Origin of the sequence: Leucobacter sp. UCD-THU, from assembly GCF_000349545.1 — a bacterium.
GTDB classification, from domain to species: domain Bacteria; phylum Actinomycetota; class Actinomycetes; order Actinomycetales; family Microbacteriaceae; genus Leucobacter; species Leucobacter muris.
Genome location: NZ_KB714599.1, coordinates 63,294 through 76,744 on the forward strand (window position 1 = coordinate 63,294; position 13,451 = coordinate 76,744).

Genomic DNA, 13,451 nt, shown 5'->3' on the forward strand with positions numbered 1-13,451 from the left:
CGAGCGGCACCAGGGCGGATGGACACAAGAGTCGACGGCTTGCCCATAGGTCACCATCGGCTATATAGTCATCGTGTGCTGACTATTGCTTCGCGACTTGATGTGATGAACCGGCTGGGCCGGGCCATGGCGGATCCGACGCGTTCCAGGATACTCATGACGCTGCTTGAGCACCCGAGCTACCCTGCCGTGCTCTCGCGCGAGCTGGAGTTGACGCGTTCGAATGTGTCCAACCACCTCACGTGTCTCCGTGATTGCGGGATCGTTGTTGCTGAACCTGAGGGTAGGCAGACCCGCTATGAGATCGCGGACCCACACCTCGCGGCTGCGTTGACGTCTCTGATCGACGTCACGCTCGCGGTGGATGAGGATGCGCCGTGCGTGGATTCTGCGTGCACGGTGCCCGGATGCTGCGACACGGGGGTAGACGCGTGAGCGCGGTGACGGGGTCGCAGGTCGACGAGGTGGAGAGCGACGACGATGACCACGATGGGCCGTGGTGGAAGGATCGCGAGATCCTGCTGCCGGTCTTCTCCGGTGTCGCGTTCCTGACGGGTCTGATCTTCGAATGGTCCGGCCTCGAGATCCCAGCGTTGGTGTTGTTCTGGGCGGGGCTGCTGGCCGGGGCGTCGACGTTCACTCCTGGCGCGATCCGGAAGCTGTTCAAGGGCAAGCTCGGCATCGGGCTGCTGATGACGATCAGCGCGATTGGCGCGGTCATCCTCGGATACGTGGAGGAGGCCGCGGCGCTGGCGTTCCTGTACTCGATTGCTGAGGCCCTGGAGGACAAGGCGATGGACCGCGCCCGGGGCGGGCTGCGGGCGCTACTGAAGCTCGTGCCGGAGACTGCGACTGTGCTGCAGGGCGGCGTGTTCGTGCAGGTGCAGGCGAAGGAACTGACGGTCGGCCAGGTCATGGTGGTCCGTCCCGGCGAGCGGATCGCGACCGACGGGATCGTCCGTGCGGGACGCTCCAGCCTGGACACCTCGGCGATCACCGGGGAGTCGATCCCCGTCGAGGTCGAGCCCGGGGATGCGGTGTCGGCCGGCGCGATCAACAGCGCCGGCGCGCTGGAGGTCGAGACGACCGCGGCGGGCACCGACAACTCGCTCACCACCATTGTCGAGCTGGTGGAGCAGGCGCAGACGGAGAAGGGCGAGCGTGCCCGTCTCGCGGACCGGATTGCCCGCCCGCTGGTGCCCGGTGTTCTGATCCTCGCGGCTCTCGTCGCGATCATCGGGTCGCTGCTGGGCGATCCGGAGGTGTGGATCACCCGCGCGCTTGTCGTGCTGGTCGCCGCCTCTCCGTGTGCACTGGCGATCTCGGTTCCGCTGACGGTCGTCGCCGCGATCGGCGCGGCGAGCAAGTTCGGCGTGATCATCAAGTCCGGTGCTGTCTTCGAGCGCTTCGGCACGGTCCGGCACGTCGCGGTCGACAAGACCGGAACCCTCACCCGCAACGAGCCCGCGGTCACCGCAGTCCTCACTGCGGACGGCGTGACCGAGACGCAGGCGCTGGCCTGGGCGGCAGCGCTGGAGCAGCACAGCACGCACCCCCTCGCCGCCGCGATCACCGCCGCCGCCCCGGGCGTTTCCGCGGCCGCGGACGTGACCGAGCAGGCCGGACACGGCATCGAAGGCAGCGTCGACGGCGTGACGATCACGGTCGGCAGCCCCCGCTGGCTCGACGTCGGCGAGCTCGGCGACCGGGTCGCGCTTCTTGAGGGACAGGGCATGACCGTCGTGATCGTCCACCGCGGTGGAGTGCCGGTCGCCGCGATCGGCGTCCGTGACGAGCTGCGCCCTGAAGTCCCGGAGGTCGTCCGTACGCTCACGGATCAGGGCATCGGCGTGACGATGCTCACCGGGGACAACGCCCGCACCGCTCGTGCGCTGGCTGCGCAGGCGGGGATCGGTGACGTGCGCGCGGAGCTGCGTCCCGAGGACAAGGCGGCCGCAATCGGCGAGCTGTCGAAGGCGGAATCGGTCGCGATGATCGGCGACGGCATCAACGACGCCCCTGCCCTGGCGTCCGCGGACATCGGCATCGCGATGGGGGCGACCGGCTCCGATGCAGCGATCGAGTCCGCGGACGTGGCCTTCACCGGCCATGACCTGCGTCTCATCCCGCGGGCGTTCGACCACGCGCGGCGGGGTCGGCGGATCATCAACCAGAACATCATCCTGTCGCTGCTGATCATCACCGCACTGCTCCCGCTGGCGCTGTTCGGTGTGCTGGGACTCGCGGCTGTCGTTCTGGTCCACGAGGTCGCGGAGGTCGTCGTGATCCTCAACGGCCTGCGCGCCGCCCGCACCCGCACGCCACAGTTGGCGAGCTGATGCTCGCGACCATCGGTTCAGCGATCGGCCTGTTCGCTGCGACCAACATCGACGACATCGTCGTGCTCACGGTGCTGTTCCTTGCCTCCAGTCGGGGCAAGCCACGGCCGTGGCAGATCGTTGCTGGGCAGTATCTCGGGTTCATCACCCTCGTCGTGATCAGCGTGATCGCCGCGCTCGGTCTCACGATCGTCCCGGACGAATGGGTGGGCTTCCTCGGTCTCATCCCGCTCGCCATCGGCATCTGGACCCTCGTGCGCGGCCTGCGCCGCAACGGCGACGGTGACGACGATGACGACAAGATCACCGCAGTAGGCCTGTGGGGCGTGGCGGGGATCACGATCGCCAACGGGGCGGACAACATCTCCCTCTACACGCCGATCTTCCGCACCAGCACTCCCGGCGACGTCGTGATCATGATCGTCGTGTTCCTGATCCTCGTCGCCGTCTGGTGTGCCGCCGGACGCCTGATCGGCACGCACAAGGCGGTCACCGAGACGCTCGAGCGCGTCGAGCACTGGCTCGTCCCGGTCGTGTTCATCGGCCTGGGCCTGTTCATCCTGATCGAGTCCGGCGTCATCGTCCGTCTCTTCGAGGTCCTCGCATGACTCCGGACACGAACGCAGACGTTGAGTCGGCATCGGAACAGCGGCCGCAGAGGGGGCGCTGGCGGCTCACTGCCTGGGCACTCCTGATCGCCGTGGTCGTCGTCTTCATCGATCAGGGGACGAAGGCATGGGCCGAGGCCACTCTGTCGGAGCACGAGCGCATCCCGCTGATCGGCGACCTGCTCGGCCTGCAACTCGCCTACAACCCCGGCGCGGCATTCTCCTTCGGCGAGGGCTCCACCTGGGTGTTCGCTCTCATCGCCGTCGCGGCCACGGTCACCGCGATCGTGTTCGCGTTCCGAGTCCGACGCCCCGGATGGGCGATCGTGATCGGTGCGCTCGGCGGGGCCGCTGCCTCGCACGCCGGCGACCGGCTTTTCCGCCAACCAGGATTCGCGCAGGGGCACGTCGTGGACTTCCTCGCCTACGGCAACTGGTTCATCGGGAACGTCGCCGACATCGTCATCGTCACCGCCGCGATCGCCGCAGCATTCCTCGTGCTCCGCAAGGACGGGAGCTGACGCGGCCTCCTGAGCACTCACGCCTGTGCGCTGCAGATGGAGAACTGATGCTCGCGGCCATCGGTTCAGCGCTCGCCCCTGGCGGGGTAGCGTCGTCATCCTTTGGTGGTGGTCAGTCTCGGGGCGAGGCTCTGGATGCGGTCGGCGATGTCTTCGAAGGCCGCATCGAATGCAGCATCGGACCCGTCGCGCACGGGGTCAGGCACGGACCAGTGCACCCCGCCCGTGCCGGCGAGTTCTTCGTGGGCGGTGTCGCAGACGGTGACCACGAAGTCGTCCGCCTCGGCCACGTCCTCCAGTGCGCGCGGCCGGGTGGCGCGGAGGGTGAGGCCGTGCCGGTTCGCGGCGGCGATCGCGCCGGGCTCGATGGCGTTTGCCGGGTGGGTGCCGGCCGAGGCTGCCGGGATGTCGCTGGCGTCGTGCCAGAGGGCGGCGGCGAGCTGGGAGCGGGCGGAGTTGCCGGTGCAGACGAACACCACCCGCCGCACCCCGAGCCCCGGCGACGGGGTCAGCCCCGAGAACGCGTCGGGGGCGAGGTGCAGGTAGGTGCGGCGCCGGTCGGCCTCAGACCGAGTGCGCACCAGGAATCCGGCGTGCTCGAGCTGGTTCAGGTGATGCGCGAGCAAGCTGGACGAGATTCCCAGCCCGGCTTGCAGCTCGACCGGGGCGACATCGCCCAGGGTCAGTAGGTCCATGATCCGCAGTCGCACCGGATCGGCCAGCGCCGCATACCGCGCCACTCGCCCCGTCAAGTCAGTTCGCTCAATGTTCATTACCTCAATAGTGACTGAGCAATGTATCGTCGTCAAGGTGAACCACGAAACAAGCGCAAGATCGACCTCCTCGCCGCTGTGGCGGCGCGCGATCGCCGAGTTCCTCGGCACCGGACTGCTGGTGACCGTCGTGGTCGGCTCCGGCATCGCCGCCCAGCAACTCTCGCCAGATGACGTCGGCCTGCAGTTGCTGGAGAACTCGCTGGCGACCGCGCTCGGCCTGACCGTGCTCATCCTGATCTTCCAGCCCGTCAGCGGGGCGCACTTCAACCCGGTCGTTACCCTCGCCGACCGGCTCCTCGGCACCCGACACCGGCCGACCGAGATCACCGCGTACCTCGTCGCGCAGATCGCCGGAGGGATCGGCGGGGCGGTGCTGGCGAACCTGATGTTCGACGCCCCGACGACGATCGCCACGACGGATCGGTTCTCGGCAGGGCATCTGCTCGGCGATGTCGTCGCCACCGCAGGCCTCGTCCTGCTGATCTTCGCCCTCGCCCGCACCGGCCGCAGCGCCCTGGTCGCCCCCGCGGTCGGCGCCTACATCGGCGCCGCGTACTGGTTCACCTCCTCCACGTCATTCGCCAACCAGGCCGTGACGATCGGCCGGATCTTCACCGACACCTTCGCCGGCATCGCCCCGACCTCCGCCGTGTGGTTCGTCGCCGCACAGCTCGTCGGCGCCGCTGTGAGTGCCGTCCTTGTTCTCCTGCTCGTCCCGAATCGAAAGGTCCAGCCATGACCCACCTGATCGCCATCGGCGGCTCCGACGCCGGCATCTCCGCCGCCCTCCGCGCCCGCGAACTCGACCCCAGCACCGACGTGACCGTGGTGGTGGCGGATGAGTATCCGAACTTCTCCATCTGCGGCATCCCCTACTACTTCACCGGCGAAGTCCAGCCGTGGCAGTCGCTCGCGCACCGCACCGCCGCCGACCTGGAAGCGACCGGGATGAGCCTGCGGCTCAACACCTTCGCCACGGACATCGACGTCGCAGGGCGGCGCCTCACCGTCCGCACCCCTGACGGCCGCACCGAAGACATCGGCTACGACGAACTGATCGTCGGCACCGGTGCCCTCCCGTCCCACGCTGGCATCGCCGGCCTCGACCAGCTCACCCCGGTAGACGGGGTGCATGTCATCCACTCGATGGGCGACACCTTCGCCCTCGACCACGACCTCACCGCGCGGCAGCCGCAGTCCGCGATCATCGTCGGCGCCGGCTACGTCGGCCTTGAGATGGCCGAAGCCTTCATCACCCGCGACATGACGGTCACCCAGCTTCAACGCGGCCCCGAAGTGCTCTCCACCCTCGACCCCGAACTCGGCACCCTCGTCCACGACGAGCTCACCACGCATGGGGTCGAGGTCGTCACCGGCACGACCGTCACCGGCATCGAGAAGACCCCGGCCGGCCTCACCGTCACCGGCACCCGCGCCGGCCAGCCATTCACGCAGACCACGGACCTCGTCCTCGTCGTCGTCGGTGTCCGGCCGAACACCGAACTGCTCGAACGGGCCGGGGCACGCCTCGGCGCGGGACGCGCCGTGGTCGTCGACGAGCACATGCGCACCGGGCTCCCGCACGTATGGGCCGCCGGCGACGGCATCATCACCCACCACCGCCTCCTGGGCCAGACGTACCTGCCCTTGGGTACCACGAGCCACAAGCAGGGCCGCATCGCCGGAGAGAACGCGCTCGGCGGCAACCGGGCCTTCCAAGGCTCCGTCGGCACCCAGGTCGTCAAAGTCTTCGACCTCGTCGCCGCCCGCACCGGCCTGCGCGATCACGAGGCGATCGCCGCCGGATACACGCCCTCGACGATCGCGGCGGCGGCCGACGATCACAAGCGGTACTACCCCGGCGCGCACCCCATCCACTTCCGCATCACCGGCAACACCCGCGATGGCCGATTGCTCGGCGCGCAACTCGTCGGCAGGCGCGGCACCGAGGTCGCCAAACGCGTCGACACCTACGCCACCGCCCTCTACGCCGGGCTCACCATCGAGCAGATCACCGAACTCGACCTCTCCTACACCCCACCCCTCGGCTCCCCATGGGACGCCGTCCAGGTCGCGACCCAGGCATGGGAAGCGCAAAACCGCCTCGCCGCGACCCCAGCCTGACCCGCACGAACTCACGGGTCCAGATACGCTGAAACAGCACCTGGACCCGTGAGTTCCCACCATTTCAGGGTTCACGAATCGTGAACTTACGGGAGTCTTAGAGCATCCGGCCGCGAGTATCGAAGAGCTCAAATTCTGCTGGGTGGAGCTGGTGTTGTACGACGAAGCTGCGGTCCTTGATCTTCCACAGGCCTTGGCCGATGCCGAGGGTCGGGAGGAGGGAGCGTTCGGTGCCGGTGAGTCCGAGGGTTTCCGAGGTCGCGCCGAGCTGGTCGCTCGCCTGCCGGTACACCACCCGCACTTCCGCGTTCGCGAGCAGCGAAGAGGCGAGGGCGCGCATCCGCGACCCGCTATCTCCGACGTTCTCCAGATCGGTCAGCTTGTGGAAGATGAGCTGGTTGCTGATCCCGAAATGACGAGCCAGCCGCCACTGCGCATCCATCCGGGCAAGGAGGCTCGGATAGGACATGAGCCGCCAGGCCTCGTCGTAGACGACGAGACGCCGGCCGCCGTTCGGGTCTTGGAGGGCGGCCTCCATCCAGGCCGAGCTGCACGTCATGAGTACTGCGAGCAGGGCGCTGTTCTCGGCGACGCGGGAGAGGTCGAGGGAGAGCATCGGCAGCGTCGGGTCGAAGGTCTCCGTGGATGGCCCGTCGAACATGCCGGACAGGTCGCCGGCGACGAGGCGGCGGAGTGCGTGTCCGACCATGCGGCCGTCTTCCGCGAGCCTGCCGTCGGGGTCGTCGTCGGGTGAGGGTTCGAGGATGCGCTCGACGACCATCGGCAGGATCGGCACCTCAGCAGAGCGCACGGCGTCAGCGAGCGCCACGTCGATCGCGGTGTGCTCGACCGGCGAGAGGCGACGGTCGAGCACCGTCTCTGACAGTGCGCCGATGAGATCGCGGCGGCGGGCGGCGACCTGCGCTTTCCAATCCTCGTCCGCGATCCCTGCGGCCCGGTATCCGGCATCGAGGGGGTTCAGGCGTGCGGGCAGCGAGGGTCCGAGGAGGATCGCGCGCCCGCCGACGGCGCGAGCGACGGAGGTGTGTTCGCCTTTCGGGTCTCCGGGGACGTAGACGCGCCGCCCGAACGGCAGCCCCCGCGTGTACAGCGCTTTTGCGAGAGAGCTCTTCCCGCTGCCGACGATGCCGGCGAGGATCATGTTCGGGGCGGTGATGACGCCCTGCCGGTACAGTTCCCACGGGTCGTACACGAACGAGCCACCCGAGTAGAGGTCCTGCCCGACAAAGGTGCCGGCCGAGCCGAGGCCACCTTCCGCGAGAAACGGGTAGTGCCCGGCGAGGGTCGCCGAGGTGTCCTGGTGGCGCGGGAGCCGGAACCTGCCCGGCGTGCGAAGCGACGCCGCCCCGGCTTCTCCGGCTCGGGGCAGGTAGCTGGTCGCACGCCGTTCCTCCCGCTGCGCTTCCCGTTCCGCCCGCGCCGATGCGGCCTGGGCGGAACGGGCTTCAGCATGGAGCCGGGCGGCGGCCTCGCGGCGTGCCCGGCGTTGAGCGCGGCGTTCGCCTTCCGGGCCGACGAGCACCGAGGTATGCAGTCGCCCCTGATCGGAGGCGTGGCGGCCGGTCACGCACCCCGCCCACGCAGGCTCGCCCGCGTCGGATAGGCGGCCCGGACCACTCGCGGGGTGCCGAGGCGATCCGCCCGCGATACCTTCCGCACCTGCGCCACTGCGGCAGCGGCGTGTGCGGGCGGGTCTTCGATACCGAGGAGTGTGGGATCGGGGAGGGCGTCGTATTCCCGGTAGAGGCCGACATGCCCCATGAAGGGGTTATAGACCATCGTGTACACGTCGCGGGTCGCGACCTGGTCGAGCTGTCCCGTCGGGGGCTGGTCGTAGAGGTACCCGTTCTCGAGGGCAGCGTCCAAGGTCTCGTCGCCGTGATCGTGCCCGGTAAGTTGCTCGAACGCGGCATCCAGGCCGTGCATGGTGATCGTCTCGATGATCCGGTCGGCCTCCTCTCCTTGGAAGAACACGATGTTGACGTAGCGGGGCGGCTGCGGTGCCGGGGCAGGAGCGGGGGCCGGCGCGCGCCAGGCGATGGTGCCCGCCGATTGCGAGGCTTGATCGAGTGCGGCTTCCAACTGAACGGTGAGACTCCTGGCCTCCCGCAGCCGGATCAGCGTGTGCTGCACGGCATTCGCCCCGGCTTCCGGGTTGCCTTGGTCGTCGGTCGCTTGCGGGCGATAGTCTGCGAGTGCGACCGAGATCCTGTTGAACACCGCTGTGAGCGAACGGGAAGTGCCGAGGAGTTCCCCGAGCATCGGGTAGATGTCGCCGGGCTCGGCGGCGTCGCGAAGCGAATCTGCGAAGTTCCGCATAGCAGCAGAGACGTCCTGCGCGTCTTCGAGGAGGGTGGGCATGATCGGCTCCTTCCGGGGAGTGGTGTCTTCTGCCAGGTGCGCCAGGGCCTTCCGGGATACCCGCAGGCAGGATCAGAGCGGACGGCAGAGCGGGAGCGCGGCTGCGGTGAATGCCTGTGCTTGCTGGCCGACGAGCCTGCGGGTTTCGCAGGAGGACTGGATCGCGGCTTGCTCGATCTGCGCGACCGCCGCATCGAGCTCACCCGGGGTCGGTGCGGAGACGGAGATGAGTCCGATCACCCGGAGGATGCCGTGCCCCGCGGTCAGCTCACTCTCCTGTTGCAGCACGTCCTGGAACTCCGCACTGGCTTGGGTGTCTTCGACTTGCCCGATCTTCCGGCGCTGTGCGGCGTCGGCGATCATCTCGGTCTTCTTCTTCCGCAGGTCGCGCGCCGCCTGGTCGGCGCGCACCGGGAGATAGTGGAGCGACAGGGAGCGGAGCACGCCGCCGGTGAGTACCAAGGGGGCGAGGAAGCCTGGGAAGGTTTGCGCTCTGGGCCATTCGCTGATCCACAGCACCGCGTGGTGGCCGCTGTCGGAGCGCAGCCGATCCCACGCCTCGTTCACCGCGACCGGGCCGGCCGTGGCAAGATCACGGCCGAGGGCGCCGTGGCGTTCGAGGGCGGGGCCTGCGGCGGGGTCGTAGGCGGTACGGAGGATCAGGGCGACATCGCCCGGAGTGAGCCACCCCGCGAACGCGAGTTCCGCGCTGCGCAGCGCGGTCTGCAACGACTGCATCTCCTGCCTGAGTACCACCGCCGCCCCGCCCATCCCGCCGCCCGCGCTCCTGATCTGCCGGGTGGCGGCGCGCATGTCGAGCGCGAGCGAGATGGTCGTCTGGTGGCGTTCGCCGGCGGGGCCGGCACGCTCGATGAGTTCCCGGTAAGTGGTGGCCGCCCAGGAGCCGTCATCGGTGCCATGCTGCCGCCACCACTCGGCAAGCCCCGACCCCGAATCGGGCAGGGTGCGCTCCATGACCTGGATGCGGGCGATCCTGCCGGACCGGCACGCGGCGGCGAGAACGCGACCCCAGCCGGTGACGCGGCGCTGCTGCTCGGCCGGGTCAAGGAGCACGAACGCCGGATGCTGCACCCGCAACATCGCCGTCAAGGTTTGCGCGTGCGGGTCGTGGATCATCGCCGCCCCCGTCTCGGGATCGTGCCACTCGCGCAGGGCTGCGAGGTCGCCGGGCAGGGCGAGGGTGCCGGCCGGGCGGGGCCGGATCATGCGGCGGCGATAGCGTGTCTGCTTCGCACGGGTGCGGAGCAGCCATCGGCTGATGATCGGCGCCCACTCGATTAGCTTGCGCCCACTGACGGGCACCCACGCGATCGCCGCGAGCGTCAGCCACGCGGGCGACGACCAGGCAAGCCCCGCACCGCCGCTCGTGTACAGCGCGACGACGACTACGAGGAGCGCGCAGGCGAGCACGATCAACTGCGACAGCGACAAGCCGAGCAGGATGCCGCGGCGGGTGAGCCTTGAGAACTGGATCGTCTGCAGCTCGAACGGGGTGCTGGTGCTGGACATGACCGCTCACCCCTCCGATCCGGCATCGGATGGCCGCGAACTCGGTGGCGGGAGCACCGTCGGCGGCTGTTGCGCCTGCGAGGTCGCAGGCGGCGGGGCGGAACTCTCGCCAGCCGATGCCGCGTGTCCGTCGGCGACTTCCCCGATCGCCCCGCCGAGCGCGGGACCTGCGGTCGCGGCCGTTTCGACGGCTTCCTTCACGATCACGGCACCAGCGACGATCGGCCCGGCAGCCGCCGCGCCTCCTCCCGCAGCCGCACCGCCGCCCGCGCCCGCTCCGGCACCGCCCGTGCTGCCTCCGGCCGCGGCTCCCTCCGCGGGGGCGGCGGGAGTCACAGATGATGCAGGGGCGGGTTCGGGCGCGGCTGGCTTGCCTTTCGACCCGGCACCGTCGAGCACCTGCTTCGCCTGACCAGCGTTCGGTTTGGACGGGATCGGGAGGGGGCGGTTGAGCGCCGACTTCGCTTCCTGCTCCATCGACGCCGCCTGATACATGTCGAAGCCCACGAACGAAAGGAACTTGTAGACCATGTAGGGGGCGAAGGCCGCGATGAACAGCAGCACGATTCCGGCAATGGGTTCCGACAGGACGGCAAGATCCAAAGTGATCGGGGTCGCAACCTGGGTGAGTGCGACAAGGAAGATGACGGTCACGACGAGTTTCGAGGCGATCAGGGCGACCACGAAGGTCGCCCACTTGCCGAACCATCCGCGCGACCCTTCCCAGGTGAGACCGGCGAGGGCGATGGGGCCGAGCACGATCGCGACCAGCAGCAGCGCTTTGCGGATCAGGAGCGAGAACCAGAGGATGAAGATTGCGGCGATCATGAGGCCGGCGAGGAAGATCATCAGCAGTGCCCCGGCCCCGCTGGTTGCTCCGACGACGGTGAGGCCGGCGGTGAGGAGCGCAAGCCGGCCGCCCATGCTCTCGATGGTTTCGCCGGCGGCCTGCATGATTCCGACCGACAGCAGATCGGTGACCTGTAGGAGCAGCGCGGTGAGAGTGATCAGCACGAACGACCCCAGCACCGATTTCGCGACTCCGATACCGGCGCGCGTCAATGCTGAGGGGTCGCGTCGGGCGAGCCCTGCGATGAGCTGGAAGCAGAACAGCAGGAGGGTCACGACGACTGCGATCCCGAAGAGAACGTTGTAGACGCGGATGTATCCGTCCGAGGTGATGTCCACGGCGGTCGTGGTGGAGAACACTTCCCACATGCCCTGGAACAGTGTGGAGACGGCCAGCCCCATCGCGTCCGCGACCCAACCGAAGAATAGCCCAGCAGGGCCCTCGCCGACGGCGGTGCAGACGGTGGAGATGATCGGGACGTCGCAGATACTCACCGTGACTCACCGACCCCAGCTAGTTGACGGCCTGGCCGACAGTCCAGAAGAAGTTGATCAGCGTGACCGCCGCACCGCACAGGATCGCAGCCCCGCAGGACACGAGCACCCCGGTTTTTCCCCTGGACGCCAAGTGTGGGTTGCTGCTGTTCGCTCCAAAGCCCCAGATGATCGCCGAGACGATCAGCGCCAGCACGGCAAGGATGAGCCCTGCCGTCATGACCGCGCCCACGATCTCGCGCAGCTGCGCGATCCCGGGGAGCCCGTCGCTGTTCGGGTTGATGTCAATCACGGGTGGTCCTCCTGTCGATGCGGGGACGCGACTCGTCCACCAGCAGGCAGGTGCGCCCCGGCGATCCGGCAGAACGTGGCAGGTCAGAGCGAGATCAGAGGGTGTCGCCAACGGTGATGAGGAAATTCGTCCACGCGACGGCGGCCCCGGCGAGAGCGGCAGCGCCGAGGGCGACGAACACGCCGACGCGGGCTTTCTGTGCCGTGTAGGGGTTCCCGGTCGAGGAGGAGATCGCCCACGCGATCGCGGAGATCAGGAGCGTCAAAACTGAGGCGATGAGCACGATCGTGAACATCGCCGCGACCGCCTCGGTCAGCCCGTCCGCGCCAGTGACTGCGCCGAAGTCGGGAAACACGTTCATGCGCCGGCCCCGATCTGGCAGCCGCCCTGCCGAGGTCCGTGGTCGCCTGTGGCGACGGCCCCGTGCTGGGAGAGCCATTCGACCGCGTCCACGGGTGGCTGTCCTTGCCCGCCCGGGCGGATCTCGATGTGCAGGTGCGCGCCGGTGGAGCGGCCCGATGAGCCCACATCGCCGATGTGCTGCCCCGCGGTCACGGTTTCTCCGGCGGTGACGTAGATGCCGTCCTGCCACATATGCGCGTAGTACGACGCGACCCGCTCGCCTCCGACGGTGTGCTCCACGATGATGAGGCCACCCCACCCGGCGGAGAACTCGGCGACCGTCACCCGCCCGTCCCCGATCGCCGAGATCGGGGTCCCGTCAGCCGCTGCGAGGTCGCTGCCAGAGTGAAACTCGCGCTCCCCGGTGAACGGATCCGAACGCCACCCGAATGAATCGGTGCTGGTGTAGGTGCCTTCTGGGAGTGGGAACACGATGCGCGAAGTCTCCGGCACCGGATCCGGCCCGCTCGTGCCCCCTCCACCACTATTGGCGGGTTTCGTGAGCGCGGTGAGGATCGCATCCGCGACGGGCACCCAGTTCCGGTACCTGTCCGGATAGGCGGACACTTCGACCGCCTGGGCCGCAGCTCCTGGGTCTATCTGCTGCCAGCCGGGAATATCGAGCAGCCCCTTGGGTGACGGATAGTTCGGCCCGTCGGGGCCACCGTAGAACGCTCGGGACTGATACACGGGATCCATGAGCTCCGCGACCGTGCCCCACCCAGCCTGCGGGCGCATCTGGAAGATGCCGAGCGAGTCATGGTCTGAGGCGTCGCCGTCGTTCGGGAACGACCCCGACTCGGGGTAGGCGCCAGTGTTCGCGAGCATCCGCAACCGCGACTCCGTGAGCCCGGCTGTGAGCGCGACCCGAACGCCGGGCTGTCCGACGCCGGGGATGCCCGCCCCGGTCGTGATCACGGTCGCCGCATGGGTGAGCTGCGTCCGGTCGAGCGTGACCGGTGTGCCGTCCGCGGTGGTCGCGGTGAGAGAATCCGGGATCGGCCCGACCGTGAGCGATCCCGTGATGCACAGCACCGGGCCGAGAAGCGCGCCGACGCTCACGATCGCGACCGACGGACCCAGGCAGAAGAGCACCAGGCCGAGGATCAACAGCTTCTTCACCATCAGCAGAG

General features: G+C 68.6%; 14 protein-coding genes. 6 read left to right on the top strand and 8 right to left on the bottom strand.

Annotated features, from left to right (window positions below; all coding sequences use genetic code 11):
- Nucleotides 1-75 precede the first annotated feature (75 nt).
- From cmtR to H490_RS17950, 4 genes are read left to right on the top strand one after another with little or no spacing between them, the layout of a single operon-like run.
- Nucleotides 76-435 carry a Cd(II)/Pb(II)-sensing metalloregulatory transcriptional regulator CmtR gene (gene cmtR / locus H490_RS17935; protein WP_031289545.1) on the top strand — a complete coding sequence of 120 codons (360 nt, stop codon included), beginning with the start codon at nt 76-78 and terminating at the stop codon, nt 433-435.
- Nucleotides 408-2,339: a heavy metal translocating P-type ATPase gene (locus H490_RS17940; protein ID WP_238560278.1), complete on the top strand. Its 1,932-nt coding sequence runs from the start codon at nt 408-410 to the stop codon at nt 2,337-2,339. The genes cmtR and H490_RS17940 overlap by 28 nt, the downstream gene beginning before the upstream one ends.
- Nucleotides 2,339-2,947: a cadmium resistance transporter gene (locus H490_RS17945; RefSeq protein WP_017882772.1), complete on the top strand. Its 609-nt coding sequence runs from the start codon at nt 2,339-2,341 to the stop codon at nt 2,945-2,947. The genes H490_RS17940 and H490_RS17945 overlap by 1 nt, the downstream gene beginning before the upstream one ends.
- Nucleotides 2,944-3,468, top strand: coding sequence for a signal peptidase II (locus H490_RS17950; protein WP_017882773.1), 525 nt, complete (start codon nt 2,944-2,946; stop codon nt 3,466-3,468). The genes H490_RS17945 and H490_RS17950 overlap by 4 nt, the downstream gene beginning before the upstream one ends.
- A 95-nt stretch (nt 3,469-3,563) precedes the next feature.
- Here the strand turns inward: H490_RS17950 and H490_RS17955 are convergent, their stop codons facing one another.
- Nucleotides 3,564-4,241 carry a helix-turn-helix domain-containing protein gene (locus H490_RS17955; RefSeq protein ID WP_017792501.1) on the bottom strand — a complete coding sequence of 226 codons (678 nt, stop codon included), beginning with the start codon at nt 4,239-4,241 and terminating at the stop codon, nt 3,564-3,566.
- A 37-nt stretch (nt 4,242-4,278) separates the two neighbouring features.
- Between H490_RS17955 and H490_RS17960 the strand changes: the two genes are divergently transcribed.
- Together H490_RS17960 and H490_RS17965 are read left to right on the top strand one after the other, a co-directional pair.
- Nucleotides 4,279-4,983: an aquaporin gene (locus tag H490_RS17960; protein ID WP_017882775.1), complete on the top strand. Its 705-nt coding sequence runs from the start codon at nt 4,279-4,281 to the stop codon at nt 4,981-4,983.
- A complete protein-coding gene (locus tag H490_RS17965; RefSeq protein ID WP_017882776.1) occupies nt 4,980-6,368 on the top strand; it encodes an FAD-dependent oxidoreductase in 1,389 nt (462 codons plus the stop codon). Before H490_RS17960 ends, H490_RS17965 begins: the two co-directional genes overlap by 4 nt.
- 97 nt (nt 6,369-6,465) lie before the next feature.
- On the opposite strand, the gene H490_RS17970 is transcribed toward H490_RS17965, so the two are convergent.
- The 7 genes from H490_RS17970 to H490_RS18000 all read right to left on the bottom strand — a co-directional run bounded on the left by H490_RS17970 (nt 6,466) and on the right by H490_RS18000 (nt 13,443).
- A complete protein-coding gene (locus H490_RS17970; protein WP_017882777.1) occupies nt 6,466-7,956 on the bottom strand; it encodes an ATP-binding protein in 1,491 nt (496 codons plus the stop codon).
- Entirely contained in the window at nt 7,953-8,750 is a 798-nt protein-coding gene (locus H490_RS17975; protein ID WP_017882778.1) for a hypothetical protein, read from the bottom strand. The genes H490_RS17970 and H490_RS17975 overlap by 4 nt, the downstream gene beginning before the upstream one ends.
- Before the next feature lie 72 nt (nt 8,751-8,822).
- Nucleotides 8,823-10,280 (bottom strand): SCO6880 family protein, encoded by a 1,458-nt coding sequence (locus tag H490_RS17980; protein WP_017882779.1) that lies wholly within the window; start codon nt 10,278-10,280, stop codon nt 8,823-8,825.
- Nucleotides 10,281-10,286: 6 nt separating this feature from the next.
- Nucleotides 10,287-11,624, bottom strand: a complete 1,338-nt coding sequence (locus H490_RS32235) for a hypothetical protein (RefSeq protein WP_017882780.1) — start codon at nt 11,622-11,624, stop codon at nt 10,287-10,289.
- 19 nt (nt 11,625-11,643) lie between these two features.
- Nucleotides 11,644-11,916, bottom strand: a complete 273-nt coding sequence (locus tag H490_RS17990; protein WP_017882781.1) for a DUF6112 family protein — start codon at nt 11,914-11,916, stop codon at nt 11,644-11,646.
- Between the two features lie 94 nt (nt 11,917-12,010).
- Nucleotides 12,011-12,277 (bottom strand): DUF6112 family protein, encoded by a 267-nt coding sequence (locus H490_RS17995; protein ID WP_017882782.1) that lies wholly within the window; start codon nt 12,275-12,277, stop codon nt 12,011-12,013.
- Nucleotides 12,274-13,443, bottom strand: a complete 1,170-nt coding sequence (locus H490_RS18000) for a M23 family metallopeptidase (protein WP_017882783.1) — start codon at nt 13,441-13,443, stop codon at nt 12,274-12,276. Before H490_RS18000 ends, H490_RS17995 begins: the two co-directional genes overlap by 4 nt.
- Between the last annotated feature and the right edge of the window lie 8 nt (nt 13,444-13,451).

Coding starts and splice junctions, on each gene's coding strand:
- H490_RS17940 (WP_238560278.1), top strand. CDS start 408: ATGCTGCGACACGGGGGTAGACGCGTGAGCGCGGTGACGGGGTCGCAG.
- H490_RS17945 (WP_017882772.1), top strand. CDS start 2,339: ATGCTCGCGACCATCGGTTCAGCGATCGGCCTGTTCGCTGCGACCAAC.
- H490_RS17950 (WP_017882773.1), top strand. CDS start 2,944: ATGACTCCGGACACGAACGCAGACGTTGAGTCGGCATCGGAACAGCGG.
- H490_RS17955 (WP_017792501.1), bottom strand. CDS start 4,241: ATGAACATTGAGCGAACTGACTTGACGGGGCGAGTGGCGCGGTATGCG.
- H490_RS17965 (WP_017882776.1), top strand. CDS start 4,980: ATGACCCACCTGATCGCCATCGGCGGCTCCGACGCCGGCATCTCCGCC.
- H490_RS17975 (WP_017882778.1), bottom strand. CDS start 8,750: ATGCCCACCCTCCTCGAAGACGCGCAGGACGTCTCTGCTGCTATGCGG.
- H490_RS17980 (WP_017882779.1), bottom strand. CDS start 10,280: ATGTCCAGCACCAGCACCCCGTTCGAGCTGCAGACGATCCAGTTCTCA.
- H490_RS17995 (WP_017882782.1), bottom strand. CDS start 12,277: ATGAACGTGTTTCCCGACTTCGGCGCAGTCACTGGCGCGGACGGGCTG.
- H490_RS18000 (WP_017882783.1), bottom strand. CDS start 13,443: ATGGTGAAGAAGCTGTTGATCCTCGGCCTGGTGCTCTTCTGCCTGGGT.